Origin of the sequence: Porphyromonas bobii (genome assembly GCF_943169685.1) — a bacterium.
GTDB lineage: Bacteria > Bacteroidota > Bacteroidia > Bacteroidales > Porphyromonadaceae > Porphyromonas > Porphyromonas pasteri.
Genome location: NZ_CALPBU010000006.1, coordinates 71,382 through 96,030 on the forward strand (window position 1 = coordinate 71,382; position 24,649 = coordinate 96,030).

23 protein-coding genes and 1 tRNA gene are annotated in these 24,649 nt (G+C 55.1%); 17 read left to right on the top strand and 7 right to left on the bottom strand.

From position 1 onward, the window contains the following. The first annotated feature begins 6 nt into the window (after positions 1-6). The 6 genes from KO088_RS06825 to KO088_RS06850 all read left to right on the top strand — a co-directional run bounded on the left by KO088_RS06825 (position 7) and on the right by KO088_RS06850 (position 4,988). Positions 7-1,218 (top strand): NADH:ubiquinone reductase (Na(+)-transporting) subunit B, encoded by a 1,212-nt coding sequence (locus KO088_RS06825; protein ID WP_188808279.1) that lies wholly within the window; start codon positions 7-9, stop codon positions 1,216-1,218. 18 nt (positions 1,219-1,236) lie between these two features. Continuing rightward, positions 1,237-1,971, top strand: coding sequence for an NADH:ubiquinone reductase (Na(+)-transporting) subunit C (gene nqrC, locus KO088_RS06830; protein ID WP_009433759.1), 735 nt, complete (start codon positions 1,237-1,239; stop codon positions 1,969-1,971). Positions 1,972-1,973: 2 nt separating this feature from the next. Further along, positions 1,974-2,615 carry an NADH:ubiquinone reductase (Na(+)-transporting) subunit D gene (gene nqrD / locus KO088_RS06835; RefSeq protein ID WP_009433758.1) on the top strand — a complete coding sequence of 214 codons (642 nt, stop codon included), beginning with the start codon at positions 1,974-1,976 and terminating at the stop codon, positions 2,613-2,615. Between the two features lie 32 nt (positions 2,616-2,647). Beyond that, entirely contained in the window at positions 2,648-3,265 is a 618-nt protein-coding gene (gene nqrE / locus KO088_RS06840; protein WP_215494118.1) for an NADH:ubiquinone reductase (Na(+)-transporting) subunit E, read from the top strand. Positions 3,266-3,286: 21 nt separating this feature from the next. Then, complete coding sequence (gene nqrF, locus KO088_RS06845; protein ID WP_044115526.1) at positions 3,287-4,528, top strand: NADH:ubiquinone reductase (Na(+)-transporting) subunit F; 1,242 nt, start codon at positions 3,287-3,289, stop codon at positions 4,526-4,528. A gap of 205 nt (positions 4,529-4,733) precedes the next feature. Next, on the top strand, positions 4,734-4,988 hold the full coding sequence (locus tag KO088_RS06850; RefSeq protein WP_215494185.1) for a GlsB/YeaQ/YmgE family stress response membrane protein: 255 nt from the start codon (positions 4,734-4,736) through the stop codon (positions 4,986-4,988). 250 nt (positions 4,989-5,238) lie between these two features. On the opposite strand, the gene KO088_RS06855 is transcribed toward KO088_RS06850, so the two are convergent. Then, positions 5,239-7,479: a glycyl radical enzyme family protein gene (locus KO088_RS06855; protein WP_251419859.1), complete on the bottom strand. Its 2,241-nt coding sequence runs from the start codon at positions 7,477-7,479 to the stop codon at positions 5,239-5,241. 863 nt (positions 7,480-8,342) lie between these two features. On the opposite strand from KO088_RS06855, the gene KO088_RS06860 reads away from it, so the two are divergent. Both KO088_RS06860 and KO088_RS06865 read left to right on the top strand, forming a co-directional pair. Further along, on the top strand, positions 8,343-9,638 hold the full coding sequence (locus KO088_RS06860; protein WP_215494120.1) for a hypothetical protein: 1,296 nt from the start codon (positions 8,343-8,345) through the stop codon (positions 9,636-9,638). Positions 9,639-10,097: 459 nt separating this feature from the next. Then, positions 10,098-10,808 carry a hypothetical protein gene (locus KO088_RS06865; protein ID WP_215494121.1) on the top strand — a complete coding sequence of 237 codons (711 nt, stop codon included), beginning with the start codon at positions 10,098-10,100 and terminating at the stop codon, positions 10,806-10,808. 89 nt (positions 10,809-10,897) lie between these two features. Here KO088_RS06865 and ccsA read toward each other — a convergent pair whose 3' ends face one another. The 4 genes from ccsA to nrfH all read right to left on the bottom strand — a co-directional run bounded on the left by ccsA (position 10,898) and on the right by nrfH (position 15,282). After that, positions 10,898-11,686 (bottom strand): cytochrome c biogenesis protein CcsA, encoded by a 789-nt coding sequence (gene ccsA, locus KO088_RS06870; protein ID WP_215494186.1) that lies wholly within the window; start codon positions 11,684-11,686, stop codon positions 10,898-10,900. A gap of 119 nt (positions 11,687-11,805) precedes the next feature. Beyond that, positions 11,806-13,017, bottom strand: coding sequence for a cytochrome c biogenesis ResB family protein (locus tag KO088_RS06875; RefSeq protein ID WP_215494122.1), 1,212 nt, complete (start codon positions 13,015-13,017; stop codon positions 11,806-11,808). Between the two features lie 130 nt (positions 13,018-13,147). Beyond that, positions 13,148-14,635, bottom strand: a complete 1,488-nt coding sequence (gene nrfA / locus KO088_RS06880) for an ammonia-forming cytochrome c nitrite reductase (RefSeq protein WP_215494123.1) — start codon at positions 14,633-14,635, stop codon at positions 13,148-13,150. Between the two features lie 56 nt (positions 14,636-14,691). Continuing rightward, positions 14,692-15,282, bottom strand: coding sequence for a cytochrome c nitrite reductase small subunit (nrfH, locus tag KO088_RS06885; RefSeq protein ID WP_044115531.1), 591 nt, complete (start codon positions 15,280-15,282; stop codon positions 14,692-14,694). A 306-nt stretch (positions 15,283-15,588) separates the two neighbouring features. On the opposite strand from nrfH, the gene KO088_RS06890 reads away from it, so the two are divergent. Continuing rightward, positions 15,589-15,966, top strand: a complete 378-nt coding sequence (locus KO088_RS06890) for a hypothetical protein (RefSeq protein WP_215494124.1) — start codon at positions 15,589-15,591, stop codon at positions 15,964-15,966. A gap of 775 nt (positions 15,967-16,741) precedes the next feature. Then, a complete protein-coding gene (locus KO088_RS06895; RefSeq protein WP_215494125.1) occupies positions 16,742-17,200 on the top strand; it encodes a hypothetical protein in 459 nt (152 codons plus the stop codon). Positions 17,201-17,301: 101 nt separating this feature from the next. Here the strand turns inward: KO088_RS06895 and KO088_RS06900 are convergent, their stop codons facing one another. Continuing rightward, complete coding sequence (locus KO088_RS06900; RefSeq protein WP_215494126.1) at positions 17,302-18,186, bottom strand: glycosyltransferase family 32 protein; 885 nt, start codon at positions 18,184-18,186, stop codon at positions 17,302-17,304. 294 nt (positions 18,187-18,480) lie between these two features. After that, positions 18,481-18,565: transfer RNA gene (locus KO088_RS06905), tRNA-Ser, on the bottom strand. Between the two features lie 249 nt (positions 18,566-18,814). Between KO088_RS06905 and KO088_RS06910 the strand changes: the two genes are divergently transcribed. The 7 genes from KO088_RS06910 to nagA all read left to right on the top strand — a co-directional run bounded on the left by KO088_RS06910 (position 18,815) and on the right by nagA (position 24,605). After that, positions 18,815-19,753, top strand: coding sequence for a DMT family transporter (locus KO088_RS06910; protein WP_215494127.1), 939 nt, complete (start codon positions 18,815-18,817; stop codon positions 19,751-19,753). Positions 19,754-20,318: 565 nt separating this feature from the next. After that, positions 20,319-20,900, top strand: coding sequence for an RNA polymerase sigma factor (locus KO088_RS06915; protein WP_060934885.1), 582 nt, complete (start codon positions 20,319-20,321; stop codon positions 20,898-20,900). Positions 20,901-20,944: 44 nt separating this feature from the next. Beyond that, positions 20,945-21,658 (top strand): type IX secretion/gliding motility protein PorT/SprT, encoded by a 714-nt coding sequence (porT, locus tag KO088_RS06920; RefSeq protein ID WP_215494128.1) that lies wholly within the window; start codon positions 20,945-20,947, stop codon positions 21,656-21,658. Positions 21,659-21,740: 82 nt separating this feature from the next. Further along, a complete protein-coding gene (locus KO088_RS06925) occupies positions 21,741-22,124 on the top strand; it encodes a DUF1573 domain-containing protein (protein WP_215494129.1) in 384 nt (127 codons plus the stop codon). Positions 22,125-22,294: 170 nt separating this feature from the next. Further along, complete coding sequence (locus tag KO088_RS06930; RefSeq protein WP_009432122.1) at positions 22,295-22,816, top strand: KdsC family phosphatase; 522 nt, start codon at positions 22,295-22,297, stop codon at positions 22,814-22,816. Between the two features lie 14 nt (positions 22,817-22,830). Beyond that, positions 22,831-23,436 (top strand): Maf family nucleotide pyrophosphatase, encoded by a 606-nt coding sequence (locus KO088_RS06935; RefSeq protein WP_215494130.1) that lies wholly within the window; start codon positions 22,831-22,833, stop codon positions 23,434-23,436. Beyond that, the gene (gene nagA / locus KO088_RS06940; RefSeq protein ID WP_215494131.1) at positions 23,436-24,605 is read left to right on the top strand and encodes an N-acetylglucosamine-6-phosphate deacetylase; all 1,170 of its coding nucleotides are present in this window, start codon (positions 23,436-23,438) and stop codon (positions 24,603-24,605) included. Before KO088_RS06935 ends, nagA begins: the two co-directional genes overlap by 1 nt. Positions 24,606-24,649: the final 44 nt, after the last annotated feature.

Consider the following 24,649-nt stretch of genomic DNA (forward strand, 5'->3'; position numbering starts at 1 on the left):
ACGACCTTGAACGCATTAAGAAAACAAATCGATAAGATTAAGCCCGCCTTCACGAAGGGGGGGCGCTTCTCGGCCCTGGAGTCAGTCTTCGACGGCTTTGAGACGTTCCTCTTCGTCCCCAATACGACCTCGAAGCGTCGTGGCGCTCACGTCCACGATGCCATCGATAGCAAGCGCACGATGAGCGTAGTCATCTTCGCTCTCCTGCCTGCGCTGCTCTTCGGGATGTACAACGTCGGGCTGCAGCACAATATCGCTGTAGGTGTAGAGGCTTCCTTCTGGAGCACCTTCTTCTATGGCTTCCTCTCCGTGCTGCCTCAGATCATCGTCTCCTACGCTGTAGGTCTGGGTATTGAATTCATCATCGCCCAGATGAAGCATGAGGAGATCCAGGAAGGGTTCCTCGTCACGGGGATTCTCATCCCGATGATTATCCCTGTGGAGACCCCACTGTGGATGATCGCTGTCGCTACTGCCTTCGCTGTAGTCTTCGCTAAGGAAGTCTTCGGTGGTACGGGCTACAACGTCTTCAACGTAGCGCTGATCACGCGTGCCTTCCTCTTCTTCTCTTACCCCGCCGCTATGTCTGGTGACAGCGTGTGGGTACGCCTCGGCTCGACCTTCGGGCTCGGTGGTGCTGAGAAGGCTGTCGATGGCTTCTCTGGTGCTACGCCCCTCGGGCAGATCGCTGCTGCTAAGGGTATGCTCCCCGACATCCACAATACGCTCGGTGGTCCTCTCACCGACTGGGATGCCTTCCTCGGCTTCCTCCCAGGCTCGGTAGGTGAAGTCTCCACGCTCGCTATCCTCATCGGGGCTTGCATCCTCATCTATACGGGTATCGCCAGCTACAAGATCATGGTATCTGGTGTCGTCGGTGTCTTCGCTATGGCTGCTGTCTTCAACGCCATCGGTGCTACGCCCGCTATGCAGGTATCTGCACTTCACCACCTCATCTATGGTGGCTTCGCCTTCGGTATCGTCTTCATGGCTACGGACCCCGTGACCGCTGCACGCACCGAAGCTGGGAAGTGGGTCTATGGTTTCCTCATCGGGGTAATGGTCGTCTTCATCCGTGTGCTCAATGCTGGGTACGCTGAAGGTATGATGCTCGCTATCCTCCTGATGAACACCTTCGCACCTCTCATCGACTATATCGTGGTAGAGCGCAATACGCAGAAGCGTCTCAAGCGTCTCTCCGCTAAGGCTCAGAACTAATCCAACACCGCTACAACGATGAATAGAGATAAGAATTCTTATGTACTGATCTATGCTGCGGTGATGGTCATCCTCGCTGCAGTCCTCCTGGCAGGTGCAGCGATCGTCCTGCGTCCCGCACAGCAGGAGAATGCGAACATCGACAAGATGCAGCAGATCCTCCGCGCACTCGGTCAGAGCCCTGATAAGTCCGCCGTCATCTCCACCTACAAGGACCTTATCAAGAAGGAACTCCTCGTCAACGAAGAGGGCCAGGTCGTCAAGACCTTCGAAGGGGAAGAAGTCGGTAAGAGTGACGCTTTCAATGCCAACACCGAGCTCTCCTATAAGCTCATCGCTAAGGGTGAGAAGCAAGACCTCCCCGTCTACGTCGCTGAGGTCAACGGGAAGACCCTCTACGTCCTCCCCCTCAATGGTGCAGGTCTGTGGAATAAGATCTGGGGCTACATCGCTATCGATGCTGCTGACCACTCTACGGTCGATGGGGCTGACTTCGGCAACGCTGGGGAAACCCCAGGTCTCGGTGCTGAAATCTCCACGCCACACTTCTCTGCCCAGTTCAAGGGTAAGCACATCTTCCGTGAAGGCGCCTTCACCGGTATCGCTGTCGTCAAGAATGGCCAGAAGGTCGAGGATAAGGACTACGTCGATGGTATCTCGGGCGGTACGCTCACCAGCAATGGTGTGAACGATATGCTCGCTGCCTCGCTCAAGCCCTTCCAAAAATTTCTTGAAACCTATAACGCTCAGTAGCCATGTCTCTCTGGAATAAAAAGAATAAAGAAACGCTCCTCGGGCCACTCAGCAAGAACAACCCCATCATGGTGCAGATGCTCGGTATCTGCTCCGCGCTGGCTGTAACCTCTAAGCTCGAGCCCGCTATCGTCATGGCACTCTCTGTGACGGTCGTCGTCGCCTTCTCCAACGTCGTCATCTCGCTCCTGCGTAAGACGATCCCTAACCGTATCCGCATCATCGTGCAGCTCGTCGTGGCAGCTACCCTGGTGACCATCGTCAGCGAAGTCCTCAAGGCTTATGCTTACGACGTCAGCAAGCAGCTCTCCGTCTTCGTCGGGCTGATCATCACGAACTGTATCCTCATGGGTCGACTCGAAGCCTTCGCTCTGGGTAACGGTCCTTGGGAATCCTTCCTCGATGGTATCGGGAACGGTCTTGGCTACGGTGCTGTCCTCGTCGCTGTAGGCTTCTTCCGTGAGCTCCTCGGCTCTGGTACGCTCCTCGGCTTCCAGATCATCCCTCAGAGCTTCTACGCTACCGATGGTATCCACGGCTATGTCAACAACGGTCTGATGATCCTGCCTCCTATGGCACTTATCTCCGTGGCTGTGCTCATCTGGATCCACCGCTCGTACAACAAGGAGCTTCAGGAAAACTAACCTTTACCCACGCAAATAAGAACTAACAAAGAATGGATTCATTAGCCTTATTCTTTAGGTCGATCTTCATCGATAACATGATCTTCGCCTACTACCTGGGGATGTGCTCCTTCCTGGCAGTATCGAAGAACGTAAAGACCTCCTTTGGCCTGGGTATCGCTGTCACGTTTATCCTGACCTGTACGCTGCCTATCAACTACCTCCTTGAGACCAAGGTCTTCAAGCAGGGGGCGCTTGATTGGCTCCTCGGTGCTGATGCCGCAGGTGTAGATCTCTCCTTCCTCTCCTTCATCATCTTCATCGCCGTCATCGCCGCTTTCACGCAGCTTGTGGAGATGCTCGTCGAGCGCTTCAGCCCCTCGCTCTACGCTTCGCTCGGGATCTTCCTCCCGCTGATAGCTGTGAACTGTGCTATCCTCGGTGGATCACTCTTCATGCAGCAGCGTGAATTCCCCACCATCGGTGAAGCTACCATCTACGGCCTCGGCTCCGGTATCGGCTGGATGCTCGCTATCGTCGGGATGGCTGCTATCCGTGAGAAGCTCCAGTACTCTGATGTGCCCAAGCCCCTGCGTGGCCTCGGGATCACCTTCATCGTCACGGCGCTCATGGGGATTGCCTTCCTCAGCTTCTCTGGTGTCAAGATGTAACGAAAGCGAAGACTCAACGAAATGAATACAACCATTATACTCGTCAGTGTGGGCATCTTCCTCGTGGTCACACTGCTCCTGGTGATCGTCCTGCTTGTCGCTAAGAGCAAGCTCGTCCCATCAGGCAACGTCAAGCTCACCATCAATGGGGAGAAGGAAGCAGAAGTACCCATCGGTGGTACGCTGCTGAGCACTCTGCAGGGTGAGAATATCTACCTCTCCTCCGCTTGCGGTGGTAGCGGTTCGTGCGGTCAGTGCCGCTGCCGTGTCGTCGAAGGTGGTGGGGAAATCCTGCCTACGGAGACGGGCTTCTTCTCTCGCAAGGAGCAGAAGGAACACTGGCGTCTGGCTTGCCAGACCAAGGTCAAGGAAGACATGCAGGTCATCGTACCTGAGTCCGTCTTCGGCGTCAAGGAGTGGGAGTGCGAAGTCGTCTCAAACCGCAACGTCTCGACCTTCATCAAGGAATTCGTCGTGAAGCTCCCCGAGGGTGAAGTGATGAACTTCCAGAGCGGTAGCTACGCACAGATCACCATCCCTCCCTATGATATCAAGTATGCCGACTACGACATCGATGAGAAGTTCCGTGGCGACTGGGATCACTTCGATATGTGGAGCCTGACCTGTAAGAATGATACGGAGACTATCCGTGCTTACTCGATGGCTAACTACCCTGCCGAAGGGAACATCATCACGCTCAACGTCCGTATCGCTACGCCTCCTATGGACCGCGCTACGCACAAGTGGCTCCCCGTCTCTCCTGGTATCTCCTCGTCCTACATCTTCTCGCTGAAGCCTGGGGACAAGGTCCGCATGAGCGGTCCTTATGGGGACTTCCACATCCAGGACACGGATGCTGAGATGCTCTACATCGGTGGTGGTGCTGGTATGGCTCCTCTGCGTGCTCAGATCCTCCACCTCTTCCGCACGCTCCACACGGGCCGTAAGGTCTCTTACTGGTACGGTGCACGAAGCAAGAAGGAGATCTTCTACGAAGAGGACTTCCGCGAGATCGAGAAGCAGTTCCCCAACTTCAGCTTCCACATCGCGCTCTCTGACCCCCAGCCCGAAGACAACTGGACCGGCTACGTCGGCTTCATCCATCAGGTCATCTACGACAACTATCTGAAGGATCACGATGCGCCCGAAGATATCGAGTACTACATGTGCGGTCCTGGTCCTATGGCCAACGCCGTGAAGGTGATGCTCGAAGACCTCGGCGTACCGCGTAGCCAGCTCTTCTTCGACGACTTCGGCGGATAGTACACCGCTCGCCTTGCCTCCTTCGGGTGGCTGGCGAAGTCCAATACAAAGCCACCCCACCGTTAGCTCCGTGCTGACGGTGGGGTGGCTCTTTTTGTGGGTAGCCCGAGGAGGCCAGAGCGTAAGGGGGAAGGCGCCGAGCTTTGATGTCTTGCCTTCCAACCAATAAACCTTACCTTCGTAGCTGAATTTAATAGCAAAGCTTATAAGTATGATTGCAACACTGATTACAGGAGCCCTGGCCGGATGGCTGGGCGGGATTATCTATCGAGGTAGTGGCCTCGGACTTCTCGGGAATATCGTCGTAGGTATCCTAGGGAGTGGCGTAGGGTCGTGGCTTTTGGAGAAGGTCTTCAATACCTCTCTGGGCGAAGGCTGGATTGGCTCGATTGTGACGGGAGCCATCGGCGCTATCGTCATCCTATTCGTAATGAATCTGCTAGTCAAGCAGAAGAAATAGGGACGGACGCCCGTATATAAGGCGCTGAATTTTCGCATATGCAGAAATAAATTTCTGCATATACGAAAAAATATTTCCGTATATACGGAGATTCCCCTGCGTATATACGCTGCTTCCTCTCCCTCTATTTGGGCGTCTTGTAGCCCAGCTACGAGGCTCCTCTCCAATAGACAAGCCCCCGAGTAAGCTCACTTGCTTACTCGGGGGCTTGTGCTTTATTTGAGTGCCTCAGAGGGAGGCGGGGGAGTCGTTACTTGATCTCGCAGGCACCACCAGCGCAGGAGGCTGCACCAAGCTCATCGGCATTGGTGAACTGCTTGCCAGAGAAGTCGACGCTCTTCCAGTCAACGGGCTTGTACGTCTTCTTCAGGACCTCGAAGAGGTGGAGGTTATTGACGCTCTTCAGCACGTTCACCGCCTTGTAGATGTCGCCACGGTAGTAGTTGTGGGCGAACTTCTCGATACGGCGGACGATATCGCGCTTAGCAGCGAGGTTCTCGACCTTGTCCTGCAGGCGTGCTGAGAGGATGCCACGCACGTGCTCACGGTCCAGGCAGGGGGCTTCGCCCTCGACGCTGTGACGCTGGATGTAGTCATCGATAGCGTAGTCCGAGACGAAGAGCTGCTCGCCACGGCCCTGAGCCGATTCGCAAGCCTTCCACAGGTCGCCGAAGACCTCGATCGTGTCCACGACGAGCCCCGAAGCGAACATACTACCGACGCCGTATTCGCGGAGGATCTCCTCAGCCGTCGAGACCTTGCACATAGGAGCCTGAGGCAGGTCCATATCGCCGTAGGTCGAGAGGAAGGTCACGCCAGCGATGTGGTCTTGGTTCTCCCAGACCCAGTCGCAGACGGCATCCCACTGGTCGTTGGGCACGTCGACGGTGTTCGATACATTATTCTTGATGGGAGACTCCATGTCGCTCATGCCAGGGATGACCCAGCTCTGCTGGACGAGCTTGACGTACTCGAGGAGCTTGACGCCACTGAGTTCGCTGCGCAGAAGAGTGTCTTCGCTTTCTTCGATGGGGAAGAAGATCTTCTTGTCCGTAGCGGGCTTGAAGATGTTGGGCTGTACAGCCTTGGGGTTAGCCTCTTCGTAAGCCTTGAGGTTGGGCTCTTCGATGTTGGCCTCGACGCTACGCAGGTAGCGCTTAGCGTAAGCGCCGTGGATACCCGAGGTCATACCGAGCAGGAGGCTCACCGTACCGTCAGGCTTGACGCAGGTCGTACGGCTGGCGGGGTTGATGCCGAGGATGCGAGCACACTGAGAGTTCTGCTGGCGTACCTGCATAGCCCCGACGGCGAGGATATCCTTGTTCGTGAGGATCTGAGGGTTGTTCATGATCCCACCAATAGATACACCGATGAGGGGGTCTGACTGGATGATATTCGTCGTAGCCTGTCCGAGGTAGGGGAAGTCCATGTAGGTAGCCTGCACGGTAGCGAGCGTAGACGCGCAGCGGCAGATCTTGTAGAACTCCTCTTCGCTCGTACATTCCATCCCATTGATGGAGGCAAGGTTACATACCTGCCAGCCCGTATCGCCATTCTTGTCCGTGGGGAAGAAGCCGATTTCGCAGCAGGGGTTACAGCCGACGCCGAACTTATCTCTCCAGTAGAGACCGGGGTCACCGCTCGTGCGCATCGCCTGGAAGAGCGACTCATAGAGTGAGCGATCGACTTCGCCGCGGTTGAGAGCGGCCGACATGTTGAAGCGAGCACGCTGGGGATTGGTAGAGAACCAGTCGCCGTGCTTACAGTTCACCATCTCCGTGTCTTCGGGAGAGAAGAGGATCATCAGCGCCGAGCGACGGACACCACCCGAGAGGACGGAGTCTGCCAGGTGAGCGATGATGTCGGTGCACTGCAGGGCAGAGAGGCGCTTCTGACCAGCTGCGACGGCAGCATTCATCAGGGCACGGATCTTATCGAGTGCCATACGCAGACCGTCAGGTCCAGGAGCGATGAAGCGCTTAGCGATCTTAGCACCCTTGGGGCGGATCTCAGAGTAGTCGAAGACGGGCTTCTTGACGCCAGGGATGAAGTAGTATTCGAGAAGGCGGTGGATGGAGTCAGCCCAGCCCTCGATGCTGTCACCGATGACATAGGCTTCGCTTTCCTGAGACAGCTCGCTGGCGGGGAGGAGCGCAGGGAGCTTGTCTACGTGAGCCTGCTCTACGGAGAGACCGCAGCCGCAGCCACTGAGCAGGAGCCACTCGATCTCACGGAAGACCTCAAGGCGGTCACAGTGCGAGTAGCTACAGTTATAGGATTTCGCTGAGGACTTCAGGACGGGCTCACCGCCGAACTGGAGGTTGCGCTGGGACCCAACGAACTTCTTCAGCCTGTAGTAGTCGATGGCCTCATTGAACTGGGTCATGAACCACTCGTCTTGCAGCGCCTGGGGGGCGAAGCGCTCCAGGTGCGTCAGGTGCATCTGGCGGATACGTTCGACGCTCTCGTCCCAGGTCTCTTTACGACCCAAGTCTTCGCGGAACAAGGAATACTTACTTTGGTAAACGTATTCAGATAAAGCGCGTTTGCTCTCTGTCATGATGGTTGTTGAAAATGTGATATTTACGAGTGGACTCCCGAAGCAATCCAATCAAATTTTGTACAAAGCTACGAAAACAAAACCGCACTTTCCCCTAAAGGTTCAGCCCAAAATCGCACCGCTTTATCCCTCAGCGAGATACATTTTTTTCGCCCCTTTTCCCCCTCTTTTCTCCCTCTCGGGCACCCCCGAGGAGGGATGGAATTGCCCCTTTCCTTCCCCCGAAATCTCACCCTCACCTGCTACAATGCACCCCTTTCCCGCCTCCCTCGACTATACATTATATATAGAGGTTGTTGCTCTGCGTAGGGATAAAAGTTGCGGACGAGTGGCAGATAAGTTTGGGCTACGTACGTGGATCTAACATCTACGTACGTGGATATTTGGGTTTACGTGCCTGGTCTTTAAGACTACGTACATAGACAGAGGAAAACTACTACGTGATGGCGCTTTTTCCTTCACGAGAACGATGCTTTTCCATCCGCTGGATAAGAGGAATACGTGCGATAAGGCGAAGGGAAAAGCGTATCACTTCGGAGGGGCATATTGGGGAGTGGGGTGTGCGAACCTATATAGGTCGCTGCTCCGACCAATATAGGTTGACGTGACGACCAGTATAGCTCCGCGTCGTGACCTATATAGATTCACCCGCTGACCAATATAGGTCGGTAGCACCCCTCCTGAGAAGGGGATGTTAGAAGCCTATGGTCATGCTGCCGATTATTCTCATCTTTACGCTACCAAATCACGCCGAGGACATCGCTTCCTGCCGGCTAATAAAGAGTGAATAGACAATGATGAATAGCATACTATATAGAGTGCGACTTGTGGGGCTCTTCCTGCTTGCGGTGGGTGGAAGCTACGGCACGTCACAGGCGCAAGAGGATTATCGCATGTTCGAGGCTAAGACGCCTCAGTTAGACTCCGCCTATGCCAAGGGCGTGTCGGGGCATATAGCGGGAGAACTACGTCCAGGACTACTTGTGATGGCTGGTGGGTGTAACTTCCCCGACCGCCCAGCACGAAAGGGTGGAGCAAAGCGCTACTATTCAGAGATCTATATCGGCGAGTATCTTGGCGCAGTGCATCATGCTTGTGAGACAAAGGCTTCGGAAGTAGATATATGGTGGTGGCTCATAGGGCATTTGCCCCAACCGACGGCCTATGCGGCCTTCCAGCAGTATGATGATCAGCTCATCGTCGCAGGTGGGCAGTCTGCTGAGGGAGACCTACGTGATGCCTATATCATTCAGCTGGGCAATCGCCATGGTATGACGATCACTCCGCTCCCCAGCTTGCCAGAGCCTCGTAGTGGGATGGCTTCAGCGCTTATAGAGAATGTGCTCTACCTCATCGGGGGTCGTGTGAACGGGAAGCTCTCCAATACCGTCCTGTCTCTCGACCTCAGCCGTCCGCAAAAGGAGTGGCGTGAGGAGACGCCTTATCCGCATAGCCCTTTCCTCAAGCTCGTAGCTATGACGAATCAGGATGAAAGCGATACTTCTTCCGGCGTCCCGTACTTAAGTGTTATGGGATCATTCACAGGTGTAGATGAGCCCGATCAACGAGTCCAGGCCGATGTCACCTATATGACTTATACACCTCAGACGAAGCAGTGGCAGACTTACAAGATCGCACCCGATGACCCCATCGCTGCCCATGGCTTTGGGGGTGGTTATGCTTCGGGGGGCGAGGCCAGCTTCTCCGGTGGGGTGCGGGCTGATCTCTTTGTGACGGCACTCCAGCGAGAGAAGGATCTGAAGGCTGCGAAAGCTAAGGGCAATCGTCGTCTGGTGAAGAAGCTGCAGGCAGAGCATCGTGCTTATCTCGGCCATGATCCTGCATGGTATGGTTTCTGCAGCGACTGGTACTCCTTCGATAGGTCGAGAGGGAGGGGGGAAGCGAAAAGCGGATTTCACTTCGATGGTCGAGCAGATGCCGTCTATCTGGATAGGTCTTCTTCGATGATGGATGGTATGCTCATCGGAGGGGAGACGATGCCTGGTGTGCGTACTCCCAGTATCGTCATCTTTACGACAGCCTGCGATCCACGGAAATTTTATGTGACGACCGACCCGAATTACCAGTAGGGTGACTCGGGCTCTCCCAGTGAATCACCAATAGCCAGCAAAGAAGGCATATAGCAAGGCGATATTAAATAAGTGTCCCCACCTGTAGCTGAGACTACGGGTGGGGACGCTTCTTTATGGGTGCTTATGCCCCACTGTGCCCTTAGCTGAGGGCGTAGGTTAGCGCCTAGTATGGGTTGGCGGATTCGAGCTCATCTAGGCTTCAAGCTTAGCCTTTGCCCGAGGCTTGAGCCAAGGGATGGTTTGGAAACCCATGGTGGGTCGTAAAAGGGGTACTAAAGGGGTGACCTTTCTCCCAGTGAAACGCCTCAAGATTCCTCGCCCAAACCATCCTCCCCCAATACGTATACGTTTCGTGCCTGAAACGTATACGTATTGATCACGGAGGGTATACCCTTTGCCCGCCAGACTTATTCTTCCTAGCTTTGCACATCGTCAAACTCAATACAAATAGATCTCATGAAAATCGAAATCGGAGAGTCCCTAGCCTTGAGCTACCTCAAGCACGTGAAGAGATGCGTGGTCTATCAGACTAATTGGAAACTATCAAGCTGGTGGTTGCAGGAGTTAGGGAAGGAGTCTCCAGCAGAAGAACTCTATGAAGAATTAAAAGGATCTTCAAGCAAAGAGAAAATAGCAGTAACAGATTTTGATGTTAAGGATGTCTTGACATCTGACTTTAGTCAGTTCTTAAAGCAGGCTGAGATCGATGCACTAGGAGTTGATAAAGACGGGAACGTATATGCCATAGATGTTGCCTTTCATGAGAGAGGGCTGGGGTATGGTAAAAAAGTCAATGCACGAGATCGTGTGATGAAGAAATTTGTGCGGTCTTATATGATAATGCTGGGCTGCTTCCCAGGTCGAAAATGCACAATCATTTTTGCCTCTCCCAAAGTGGATAAGGCAAAGAATGATTTGATTAAACCAGCCTTTGATGCGTTGAGTAGCGATGAAAGATTTAAGGATAAAGAGATTACGTTCGAATACATTGTCAATAAGAAGTTTGAGACTGATATCTTGACTCCCACTATTGAGGCAAGTAAGAATGACGCAGATACAAGTGAGCTATTCTTAAGAGCATACAAACTTCTCCATATGCCCTATGTTGATCTCAACCCAGAGGCAACGGAGACGGAGGTCAATGAGCTCGTCTCTCTTCAAGTTTGACCTTAAAATAAAATATAGAAGCGTCCCCACCTGTAGCCGAGGCTACGGGTGGGGACGATACTTTTATATAGGCTTATGGGCGGAGAGCCTTAGCCCAAGCTGTAGGTGTGGACGCTGGCACCTTGGGCGGAGGGTAGGTAGTTGATACCCCACCAGCACATCTGCAGGAGGATGAACGAGATGAAGAGCCCCCAGAGCGCAGCACGGCGGTAGCGGTCCGAACGGATGCGCACGTGGATATAAGCCAGATAGGCGAACCATGTAGCGGCAGCCCAAGTCTCCTTGGGGTCCCACGCCCAGTAGTGCCCCCAGGCTTCCTTCGCCCAGAGCGCCCCGAAGAGAATACCGACAGTCATAAACGCCCAGCCGACCTGCACGAGGTTGTCGCAGATATCCATCTCGTGATCGTTGATGGGTGACTTCTTGAACCACAGTAGGTAGGCCGACATCAGTGCAGCGGCACCCAGCACGGCGTAGGCGAACATATAGACGATGACGTGCGGAGCGAACCATGGGCTCTGCAGCGCTGGCATGAGCGTCTTGTTATGGATGTCGGGGTTGACGATATTGATCGTGGTGAAGACGCCTGCCAGGACGGTGCTGAAAGCAAGGATCCAAGGGTAGCGCCAGCGCGAATAGACGATCAGCCCCGCCGTGGGGAGGAAGAAGGCGTACCACAGGCGGGTCTCACCCATCGTGCGAAGGGGCGGGCGCTCCAGCGACATCCACAGCCCGAGGATGAAGGCGAAGTAAACGAGCAGCCCTGCAGCGGTGAGGAGATAGGTCGGTAGCGGACGCTTTTTCCAAGCCGTCCAAGCACCACCCGCCCACAGGAGGAGGGCAGGGATAGCGAAGAATATGAAGGAATCCCAAGTCATAAGGATAGAGTTGATAGGGTTGGGGTGAAGAAGCAGAAGGGGTAGGGGAGCTTGTCCGTGAGCCATTGGAGCGGTGCGCGCTTGGGGTAAGGACTTTCCCTACACTCAGGTCGCCTTGCTTAGCGGCGGCGCTTCTGTGCTGTGATGAAGGTGAGGATAGCGCCAGCCAAGAGTAGATAGATGCCCACATAGACGGCGGGGAGCCAAGGGTCCTTGACGAGCTCGAAGGTGCTGGTCTCGCTCCAGCGACCCATCGCTTCATCATAGCTGAGCTGGTAGATCTTCCATCCGTCGACCGTCACGGGCTTGTTGACCTCGACGGTGGCGACGATGTTCTTCTGCGTCTGCGTATAGATATGGATGCGTGAGGCGTAGCGCTCGGGTTCGCGGCGTGCCATCACGAGGCTCAGGTCCTTCGTGAGCTTCAGCTCTTGGAAGGGGAAGAGGTAGCTACCACAGGTGACCCATCCGATGATGGGCTTGCCCACTTCCTTGCCATTCTTCATCGGTTGGGCCTCGACGAGGAGTGCCGTCACAGCGCCCGATGACCCCCACTCCACGTACTTCGTCGTGTCGTCCGCCATGACGGGAGCTGCGAGGGGATAGTTCTTGTGTACACGGATGCGCCACTGCGACAGCATGCCTTCATGGAAGTGCTTATCGATAAGGACGATCTGTGGGTTCTTCTCTGGTATGGACTTCCCAGTCTTACTATTGATGAGGAGGAGCTTGGGGGGGTATTCGTCGATGGTGAACTTCTCCAGCTGGATGGCCAGCGGTAGCTCCATGAAGCCCTGATCGTGGGTGGCACGCCACTCGGGCATGTCGGTGGTGGCCTTGAGCTTCACGCGCTCCATATCGGCACTGCCGAGCGTCGCAGCGACGATGGCGATGAAGAGTCCGATGTGGGAGAGCAGCGAAGGGACCTCTCTCAGGCGGAAGTGTAAGATCTGCCGTATCGCGATGAGCCCCACGATACCAGCGAGGCGGGCATAGATGAGCACGAAGGGCCAGAAGGACAGCATTCGTGTGAGCCCAATGGGGTCAATGGCTCGCTCGTGAGGGGCTACCTGACGGGTGAGCCCCATGGCTACGGTGAGTATAGCTGCGTAGATGAGTGTGGGGACAGCCGCCTCGACAGTGAAGAGGTAGGAGAAGAGGCGGACCCGATGACGTAGCGCGTAGATGATGACGAGCAGGAGGAGGTAGAAAGTAAGGACGATGGCATTCACCGGGAAGGCGAAGGCTGACCAGTCGATCGGGCCTGCCGTGTACTGCAGCAGTAGCCCAACGAGGATCAGGCCTGCACCAGTGACGAAGCCTTCTCTCATTTTCCAGAGTGCGTTGAACATAGACGGGGAAGCGGTTGGGGTTATATCGAAAGCGCGGCGGCAGACGATGAGGTCTGTCGCCGCGCTGAAGTAGGGATACTTAGATGTGTGTCAGGGCAACAGGCTCGGCTTAGAGCTCGATGAGCTTGCCTTGTGCCTTAGCCGACTGCACCCACTTAGGTACGACGGTCTTCATGAACTCTGCCTTATCAGCCTGGAGCTTCTTGCCGTCGACGCCGATGTAAGCCCAAGCCTTTTCCTTTGTGGAGATGTCAGGCATGGGGACGTCACCTGAGAAGCCGTGGCGTGCCAGCACCTTGGCGATGGCAAGGCGAGCTTCCTGAGCATAGCCGAGGCTCTGACCGAGGATACGCGTCACTTCCTGTGGTGCGTGGAAGGAAGCACCGTGGCTGGCGACAGCGAAGTCCCAGCGCCACTGGCTCTTGCGGATGGCCTGCAGAGCATCCTTCATCTCGGCTTCGGTAGCACCGTTGTCCCAAGCGTACTTAGCTTCGATGTGGGCCTTAGCGAGCTCCTTCTCTACGCGGTTGCGCACGTCGTTGGCCATGCGCTGACGTTCGTAGACGTTCTGACGGAGCGTCTCGGCATCCTCGCGGTGGCAGGTCTGACAGGTCTTATCGATCTTCGCCAGAGGGCTGGTGATCTGGTGGTCAGAGTACTTCACTCCACCTTCGCTCACGTAGGGCATGTGGCAGTCTGCGCACGATACGCCGCGCTGGCCGTGGATACCCATACGCCACAGCTCGTAGTCGGGGTGCTGAGCCTTGAGGATGGGAGCACGAGAGATCTTGTGCGTATAGTCGGAGTAGTTCATCTCGTCGTAGTAAGCCTCTATGTCCTCGACCGTGAAGCCCTTGTCGTGGGGGAAGGTGAGGTACTTGCCATCGCCCTTGAAGTAGTACTCGGTGTGGCACTGGGCACAGACGAGGGAGCGCATGTGCTGGTGGGACTGCTTGGAGACATCTTCGCCACGACGCTCAAAGGCTTCGTAGAGGGCGGGGCGTGCGGGCTTGAGCTTCATGGTGCGGGCATCGTGACAGTCGGAGCAGCCGATGGTGTTCACGATCTCGGGTCCCCACTGGCTCCAGGGAGCCTTGTAGAACTCGGCGATACCCTTCTCCTTCATGATGCGGGGTACGTCGGGGCTCTTACACGTCCAGCAGGTACCAGGCTGGATATCCTTGTTGCCGTTCACGCCAGGGGAGCCGGTACGAAGGATCTCGTCCATGTCTTCGATAGCGTGCTTGTGTCCACGAGGCGTGTTGTACTCCATAGAGAAGGAGTAGCCAGCCCATAGCACGACCATCTCGGGGCGGGCAGCGAGCACGTCGACACGCTGCGAGCTATTGAATTCGCCTTGGTAGGTGGTGTCGGCGGTCTTGAGCCACGTCTGATATTCACGGGGGAAGTCTTCGGCGAACAGCTCGTTCTGTGCCACGATAGCGTCCTTGAAGATGTGCTTGCGGTTGTTGTAGATGCTCACCACCTCGGCGCGGCGCTCCAGGAGTGAGGAGACGACGAGTCCGAGGACGAAGACTACGACCATAGAGCCTCCGAATAGGAGCCATCCCTGCCAACGTTTTAATTGTTGTGCCATGATTTTGAGTCTCTTTTATTTGTTATTCTGATATTATGCTTGCGTGGTGAGGATGCTTAGTTCAGCATCTTCTGCAGCCAGTCGGGCACTGGCGAGTCGGGCAGGGGTACTTCGGCCCCTGGGGTCGAGGAGAGGGAGTTCATCCTGCCGTGGGCCACGTCGCGGTGGCAATCCCAGCAGGCTTTCCCTTCGTCGCACTTGGCGTCCATGTAGGTGATGCGCCCCGTGTTGACAAGCTCGGTATTGAGGGTGGCGTGGCAGCGCACGCAGTTTTCCATGATTACCTCAGCGCTCTCGTCGATGGCTTGGATGGCCTGACGCTCTTGGCGCGTGACGAACTTGTAGACGTGGTTCATACCGTCCTTCCCCTTGAAGAAGTATTTGCGGAAGACGTTGTCGTGCGGTACGTGGCAGTCGTTGCACGTGGTGTTGCGGGCGTGGGCGCCGTGCATCCACGTGGCGTAGTAAGGAGTCATGATGTGGCAGTTGACACAGGCCGAGGGGTCGTCTCCTAAGTAGGTGTGGAACCTAAGCAGATAGAGGAAGAGCCCACCTAAACCCACCACAACGCCACACACGAGCAGCATGGCCACCTTGGCGCGGTAGCTCAAGCGCGGTAGTCGTTGGAGGAATCGGTTCATTATCATGAGGTCTAAGTGATGAATACGTCATAAATATAATCAACTTTTCTTTCCTCCTACAGCCAATTTCTTTAGCTTTTTAAGGAAGCTACTGCGTTGGTATTCTGCGCCGTTAAGGTGTTTGAAAGGCGTGTTCTTCTATTGGTGATAAATGGGAGGGGAAGTGTGAAGGCTTACTCTGTGATATCCAGGCTACGCTGGCTTATCGGTAAAGGCTCAATTTGATAGATTTTTGGAATAGGTGAGTAGAAATTTCCCTTTGCTTTGAACTATTCAGAAGAGCGAGTGTTCCCTATATATTTAATATTAAGTATGAACATGAAAAAAACAAGTACTCTTCATGGTGTCTATTCAAGATACCAGAGTCAGATGAATGTCTTCCAGTCGCGTATCAATGCTGGAATGGAGGATGAGTTTAGGGAGCTTTTTGATCGGAGCGAGGAAGACCTTCGCCTCCTTCTAGAAGTTCTATATTATGGTGGACGTTGGATCTATGCTGACTCAAGCCTAGACCTGACAAAGCTTTCTCATGAAGAGGTGCGGGAGGAGTTCTATAAGTTCAGTGATCAGTTCTTGGCTGGTCAAGGGTTATCTTTTGGAATGCCACTAAGTGGTGCTCATCTTCATGTCAGAGATTGCCAGTCTTCAGCTTGGAAGAACTTTATTCTTCCTGCGATAGACCTTCTATAGGTGTGATATGAGGAGGACAGGGAGTTGAGTTTACTTGTAAAGCATCTCCGAACTTCTCGTACCTTTCCTCAAAGGTTAATGAATTATATAGCCGAAGCGACATCGTCGCTTCGGCTATGATGCTTTTTTTGGGGGGGGGGATGGAGGAAGTGGCGCCTGTCTACAAGAAAAGCTATCTCGGTGTACAGGCAAGTAAAAGCACCTATAAGTCAAACTTCTTGGGGCTTTCTTTATGGTCAACTTCCCTTAGGTCGAAATCCATCTCTATGGGAGGGCAGTGTGAACCTATATTGGTCGGCGGGCTGACCTATATAGGTTCGTGGGTAGAGCTATATAGGATGGTGAAGAAAGCTATGTAGCTTTGGATTGATTCCTATATAGCTTTGTAAAGTGACTTCTATTAGTTTGTTGCTCCGAGTAGGGATAAAAGTTGTGGACGAGTGGCAGAAAAGTTTGGACTACGTACGTAGCTCTAATATCTACGTACGTGGATATTTGGATTTACGTACCTGGTCTTTAAGACTACGTACATAGACAGAGGAAAACCACTACGAGAAGGCGCTTTTTTCTTCACGAGAAGGACACTTTTCCCTCCGCAGGATAAGAGGAGTACGTGCGATAAAGTGAAGGGCTTGCGTATCACTTCGGAGAGGCATATCGGAGAGCTGGGCGTGTGATGCCGAGAAGCATTGCGTCGGGTGGCTCGCTGTATGGGGGAGGCATTTGCTCCGCTCCATTATTATCGTACTTTTACGGGGAACAAAACTTACCGTTTATGAAGAGCAGATATAATAGATTCTTTGTCGGGGCAATCGTCCTCGTTGTCGTTGGCTTCCTCACGGGCTGTGCAATGCCACGTGTCCCGACTGTCCAGGTGAATAAGGACCTTCGGGCCTACAACTACGTCTACATCCCAGCGACCCAACCAGTACAGGAGACTTCGGAGCAAAAGATCGAGTCGGTCAATCCCCGCGATCTGATCGCTGGAGCCTTTGCCAAGAAAGGCTTTATTATCTTGCCCAGCGTGGATGAGCGCTTTAGAGCCAAGACCCTGATGGTGGGCTATGGGCACGGTAGAGGGCGTAGCGTCACGTTGAGAGAGGTGACCATCCAGTTGGTGTCGGCTGAGACGGGCGAATTGGTAGCGACTGTGACCTCTGAGGGGTTGGGCGTTACGGAGGTCGACAAGGTCGAAGCCGCCATCACGAGAGCCTTGAAGGCGCTGCTCAAATAGTCCAGCTGTAATAAGGCCTTCGGGCCTCTTGACCAAATAAAAAGCGAATCGCTGCAGGAGTATTTCCTACAGCGATTCGCTTTTTTGTGGGGCGTCGTTGGCTACTTGAGGCGGGCAGCGATCTTGTCGCCGAGGACGCGGATGGCTAAGCGTGCGAAGAGATAGTACTTGGCGCACTTGGCGTAGAGGGGGCGGTCGGGTGTCACGATGATCGGGGTGTAGGCCTTGTTGTAGTTGGCCTTGAGCGCCTTCTTGTGGCCGTAGACACCTGCCGTATCAAAGATGGAGTAGCGCAGGCCGATCTCTTGGGGCTTGTCGAGCATGCGGTAGTCTTTCCCCTCGACGAGCGTGGGGCGCATGGCTTCGATGACCTTGGTGTACATGACGGGGCCGGTCGTGCGCAGGACGCCCCACAGACCCGCTCCGTGGCGGAAGGGCGTGTATTCGTCGATGTTGCGCAGCATCTGCAGGATGACGGCACGCAGGAAGGGGTGACCTGCTACGGAGGCAATGCACCACTGGATGTATTCGCCACGAGGAAGGGTGCCCAGCTCGGGGTAGATGCCGATGCCTTCGTACTGCTCGCCGGGGCGGTTGTCCCAATGCGTCAGGATGAATTGGTCTTCTGGGCGAAGGACGTCCTTGAGGGGCTTGTCCAAGGAGGACTTGATGTCAATGTACACGCCCCCCAGCTGGTAGACGAGGAGGTAGCGGAAGAAGTCGGCACGGGCGGCACCATAGATCGGTGCGATGCGCTGGTAATAGCCCCAGATGACTTCGCCGTAATGCTCGAGGATGAAGGCCTTGATGTCTTCGTCGTCGAAGAGGTGATATTCGTATTCGGGGTTCAAGCGCTTGATGTGCTCGATGTTCTGCTCGATCTCGTGAGGTAGCCCGGTCTTCGCCCGATAGGTCTGGAAGATGTGTCGGCTGATCTCCTTGCCCAATGCCTTCTCCGGCACTAATTCCTGATAATTGATGCTCATCGCTCCTGTTTAACTTTATCGCCGCCAGCCAAATCGCAGCTCATCGGCGTCTCTGCAAAGGTAGTGAAAAGGCCAGGGAGTGGGGGGCTGGGGAAGAGCCCTAAGCCAAAGGCTTAGTTGCGGTAGGGCTTTCCGTCTCTCGTGATACTCCCTCATGAGGGTATGCCGACCCAGCGGATGTCTGACTGATCTGATGCAGAGACCTTAGTCTTATCGTTGGTGAAAGGCTCTTTGGTAATGTGGTGTAGCCATAAAAGAAAAGTGCCGTAACCTCATTAGTTACGACACTCACTGCGGAGAGAGAGGGATTCGAACCCCCGGAACCTCTCAGTTCAACGGTTTTCAAGACCGCCGCAATCGACCACTCTGCCATCTCTCCATGGTCAATTTTACCCCATCTAAAGCCCATCCGCAAGGGAGGGTAGGGGGCTTAACCGATGCAAAGATAGTCTATTTCGGTGAATTTGCAAGAGCGGACTTATCGGAGAGGGCAATGTCTCCCTCGTGAGGCGGGGAGAGAGGGGCGAGTCGTGGATGTCGCCGCCACGCCTGCTCGCTGGGGAAGTTGTACCTTTGTAAGAAGACCGCGGGACTGCGGTCATAGCACACCGCCTAATACATTATATATATGAATAAGTTCAAGGGCTTCCTCTACGGGATGACTGCATCTGCGACCTTCGGGCTGCTGCCTCTCTTCACGCTTCCGACGATGGCCGAGGGCATGACGACGGATAGCATCCTCTGCTATCGTATGCTCTTCGCTTCGCTGCTGGTGGCCGTGTTGATGATGGTGCGTCGGGTGAACTTCTCCGTGGGCTTGCGCGAGCTGAGTTGGCTCGTCCTCTTGGGCTTCTTCTACTATGGGTCGGCTACTCTGCTCTTCCAGGCCTATGGGAGTATGTCGAGCGGGATGGCCACGACGCTGCACTTCCTCTATCCGGTGGGCGTGACGCTCATTATGGCGGTACTCTTCAAGCAGCGTCCTTCGCCCTTCACGATTATCGCTATTGTCCTTGCGCTCTCGGGTGTGGCACTGCTCTCGCTGCGAGGTAGCGGGGGAGCGGAAGGAAGCGCTTCGCTGGTAGGCATCCTGCTGGTCCTGCTCTCGGGGCTCAGCTATGCGATCTATCTTGTGACGGTGAATAATGTCCGCCGCATCCGCGAGATGGACAATCTGAAGCTGACGCTCTACGTCCTCCTATCCAGTGCGGGCTTCTTCCTCATCAATGCATCCTTCAATGGCGGGGTGCAAGCTATCCCCAGCGGGGCGGCACTGGTCAACCTCCTGCTGCTGGCCTTCCTCCCTACGCTGGTGTCAAATCTTGCGCTCGTGCGGGCGATCAAGAGTATTGGCTCGACACTGACCTCGGTCCTCGGGGCTATGGAGCCGCTGACGGCTATTGTCATCGGGGTGATAGTCTTCGGCGAAACGATTTCGGGTACGATGGCTCTGGGGATTCTCCTCATTATCGCAGCGGTGACGATCATCGTACTTTCGCCCCTCCTTGATAAGAATATCGCCGAGCGCCTGCGCCGTTTTGCCCAGCGACCCATTGGGCGGAGGTAGATCGGGCGAAGGGACTTGCTTCCTGCTTTATCTCTCCTATTACCAAGGTGTTCCTTGTGATGAAGGGCTCTCCTAAGGGAGGGCCCTTTGTCGTTTGCGTGGGAGCAGGGAAAATGAACCAGTACTGGTCGACTCAGCGACCAGTACTGGTTGCCAATAGTGACCAGTACTACTTCGCGTCGTGACCAGTACTCCTCCGATCGATGACCAGTACTGGTTGATTTTTTCCCTCTTCCGAGGAGGGTAATTTGCCTTCGTAGGAGAGGGGCGTGGGAGGTACGAAATAGGGGGCTTCGATGTAACCGACTTTATGGTCTATTCGTATTGTCTAAGGCGGGAGATTTGGTGAATTCAAAACATATCTCTTAATTTGTAGTCGAGAGATGTGGCAAAAAACGCTCATCTCCACGCACAAATTTCATTCATTACGTAGCAATAAATAGTCGCCTATTGAGCAAGCTTTACATATCTGAAAGTAATTAAGTCTATCGCTGGTCCGTAGCCAGAGTCTGCCCCGACGTCTTGTGGGCGCGCCCTGTGGATCCAGCCCTAAACTGAGACGACAATGAGACGATATGAAAGCATGAGCGATGATCAGCTGGTGCACCTTTATTCCGCTGGGACTAACGAAGCCTTTGACACGCTTCTCCTTCGCTACGATGCCTATGTCCATACGACGATCCGCTATTGGGTCACTGACGAAGATCTCGTGGAAGATATCTTCCAGGATACCTTCATCAAGGTTATGATGACCATTCGCCAAGGCCGCTACACGGCTGAGGGGAAGTTCCGCAGCTGGATCGGACGCATCGCGCACAACCTGATTATGGACCACTTCCGCCGTCAGCGCACGCGTGGTCAAGAGCAGACGATCGAGGGGACTTCGACCGAAGATCTCCTGCAGACGATCCAGATCCCCGCACCCGACGCTATCGCAGAGGAGCGCCTGATCCACGGCGAATATGTCGATGAGCTGGGCTACGGCCTGAGCCAACTCTCTGCCGAGCAGCAGGAGGTCGTGCGCCTTCGCTACTGGGAAGAGAAGAGCTTCAAGGAGATCGCCGAAGAGACAGGCGTCAGCATCAATACGGCCCTCGGGCGTATGCGTTACGCTCTGCAGCATCTGCGCCGCTACGTGCGTCAGTAAGCCTCCCGCCCTCTTGTGCGGTGGGACGATACCATATAATATATATGTCCCTTCGCAGCCTTACACTTGCCTTCGCGCTCCTGCTCTCCGTCCTTTGCCCCGCCTCGCTGTGGGCGCAAGAGGGAGCCGTCGAGCGTCAGCCCTATCTCGACCTACGCCGCTATTACATTGGCTTCCGCCTCGGGCTTCACTTGCCCGATGTGCGGATCACCAATAGCGGGGCGGTCAATAGTCTGGGCGGACAACTCTGGGCCGATAGCCCCGTGTGGCACCCAGGCTTCAGTATCGGCGTCATCGGGGGCATGACGCTCGTGCCTCAGCTGGAGCTACGCCTGCTCCCGACGCTTCATCTCGGGGATGTGCCCGTGGCCTACACTGATGGGAGCCAAGAGGTAGAGCGTCTCTCTCTGCGCACGAGTAGCCTGCAGCTACCCCTGGAGCTGAAGTGGGCAGCCGTGCGCTGGGGCAATTACCGCCCCTTCGTCGCTGCTGGTGGTTATGCTGCCCTGCAGCTCGGGACGCGCTCGAGCGAACTCCTGCACCTCCTCCCCATAGACTACGGGCTGAGTATCAGCGCTGGGTGCGACCTCTACTTCTCCTTCTTCAAGCTCTCGCCTCAGCTGACCTTCCACTACGGCTTGGCGAACCTTCACCAAACGCACCGCCCCGATCTGCAGGGCGACCCACGGATACGCTTCACTGAGGCCGTTCGTGGGATGGCGACACGTGCGCTTCTCTTCACGCTCTCCTTCGAGTAAAATGGTCTTTTAAATAGTTTTAACTATCTTTGCGACAAATAGCCTCTTCTCAGAGGGATCATATTAAACGATTCAAGACATTATGAAAAGATTTGCTCTTATATTCTCAGCACTCCTTCTCTGCATCGGCTTCGTCGTCGCACAGAGCGGTAAGGGTGCCGTCATTTCTTCCGCTGCGCCAGAGTTTGACTTCGGCATCATCAAGGAAGCTAATGGTAAGGTCTCACATACCTTCGTCATCAAGAATGTCGGGGACGCTCCCCTGGTGATCACGCGTGTCGCTACGCCTTGCGCTTGCACGACGCCTGAGTACAGCCAGGAGCCTATCGCTCCAGGTCGCGAAGGCAAGATCACTGTCTCCTTCAACCCCGCAGGCCGTCCCGGTCCCTTCTTCAAGAATGTCGCCGTCTATAGCAACGGCCGCGATGGGGCCTTCACCCTGCGTATCAAGGGTAAGGTCGAGTAACTTCACCCGACCCGATCACGACTAAGACGAAGCCGCTACAGCATCTCTGCTGTGGCGGCTTCGCTCTTTTATAGACCTGCTCTATGGGCCGATGTGCTCACTTTTATAGTGGTAGTAGGCACAGATATGGGTAAATGGTTGTACCTTTGTATTATAAATTCTTTTAGGAAATGAGTAGTATCCCCTTTGATCTGTCGAAGATCCGCGCCTTCGTCCTGGATATGGACGGGGTAGTGAGTGCTACGGTGAGCCCTATTGGCCCCGATGGTATGCCCATGCGTACGGTCAATGTCAAGGACGGCTATGCGATGCAGTACGCTGTCAAGCAGGGCTATACGCTGGCAGTCATCTCCGGTGGTGCGAGCGAAGCGATGACGCAGCGCTTCCACCAGCTCGGTGCTAAGCACGTCTATATGCGGGTCTCGGACAAGGCTGCTCAGCTCGATATCCTCTGCCAAGAAGCGGGGATTACACCCGACCAGATCGCCTATATCGGCGATGATATCCCCGACATCCCCATTATGAAGCTCGTGGCTCTGCCCTGCGCTCCTGCGGATGCCGCACCCGAAGTCAAGTCCATAGCTACCTACATCTCCCTCTGTGATGGGGGCTATGGTGTGGTGCGTGACGTCATCGAGCAGACCCTGCGTGCCAATGGCCAGTGGTCGCTCTCAGCAGGCTTTGGCTGGTAAGGAGACCGAATACTATGTGGAAGCACCTCGACGACTACCAGATCATCTTAGGCTCACAGTCTCCGCGCCGTGTGGAGCTCCTGCGTGGGCTGGATCTTCCCTTTGAGCAGATCCGTCTGGAGGGTGTCGATGAGTCTTACCCTACTGACCTGCCTCTCGATGAGATCCCCCTCTATATCGCCCGCGTGAAGGCGGAGGCTTATCGCCCACTTCTCGGTGAGCGCACGCTCCTCATCACGGCTGACACGCTGGTCTTCATCGGGGATAAAGTCCTCGGTAAGCCCCGTGATGCTGCGGAGGCGAAGGCGATGCTTCGCGAGCTAAGCGGGCAGAAGCATACCGTCACTACGGGTGTCGTACTGATGACGGCCGAGCACTCGGTGGCATTCTCCGACACGGCGACGGTGGAGTTCCTCCCCCTGACGGACGAGGAGATTGACTACTACGTCACACGCTACCAGCCCCTGGATAAGGCTGGTGCCTACGGTATACAGGAGTGGATCGGCTACCGTGCCATCCGCCGTATCGAGGGCTCTTTCTACACGGTAATGGGCTTGCCAGTGCATCTGGTGGGCGAACAATTGATGAGCATATTTCAAACAAATACATCCAATAGATAATGTATATACAGATCGTAGGCGGGCGCATTTACACGCCCACAGGCTGGATCGATGGTGGCAGTGTCCTCGTCGAAGGCAAGAAGATCAAAGCGATTCTTAATACCGACCTCCCTATCGAGGGCGCACGTCAGCTGGATGCTCGAGGCTCGTACATCATCCCTGGTGGGATCGAGATGCACGTGCACGGCGCTGCCGGAGCAGACTATATGGACGGGACGGTAGAGGCCTTCCGCACAGCATCAGACTACCACCTCCAGCAGGGTACGACGACGATCTTCCCCACACTCTCCACCTCGAGCTATGAGACGATCATGAAGGGGATCGAGTGCACGGAGATCCTGATGAAGGACGATGAGTCCACTGTCGAAGGTCTCCACCTCGAAGGTCCTTACTTCTCTGTGAAGATGGCTGGTGCTCAGCTCCCCGAGCTGATCCGCCCCGCTCGTCCCGAGGAATACACGAAGATCATGGAGCGTGGTGACGGTGTCATCAAGCGCTGGGACGCTGCTCCCGAGATCGAGGGTGCACTGGACTTCGGTAGCTACATCCGTGATCGTGGTGTCGTCGTCGCACTGGCACATACCGAGGCCAACGACAAGCACGTCCGCGCAGCTTGGGAACATGGCTACACGCTCGGTACGCACTTCTACAATGCGATGAAGGTCGCACATAAGGTCGGTGTCTACAAGGAACCCGGTGCCGTAGAGACCATCCTCGATATGCCTGACTTCGATATCGAGGTCATCTGCGATGGTATCCACGTGCCTCCCGTGATGGTCCACCTGGCTTACGCTGTGAAGGGCCGCGAACGTATGGCTCTCACCACCGATGCGCTCCTCTACACGGGTACGGTGAACTTCAAGGATCCCACGGGGCATGCTATCGTCGAGGACGGCGTCTGCAAGCTCAGCGACCGCTCGGCTCTCGCTGGTAGTATCGCTACGATGGACCTCCTCATCCGCACCGCCGTGCAGAAGGCTAATATCCCGCTCATCGATGCTATCTACATGTGCTCCTACACGCCTGCCCGCATTATGGGTATTCAGGATACGAAGGGTGCTCTCGAGGCAGACCACGACGCAGATATCCTCTTCCTCGACGAAGACCTCCAGCTGCGCTTCGTCATGCACCGTGGTCGCACGGTCCGTGGCGCCGAGTTCTGGGGCTAAGCCTTCCGACTCCGATAGATACAAACACGCAGCGCCCCGTGCCG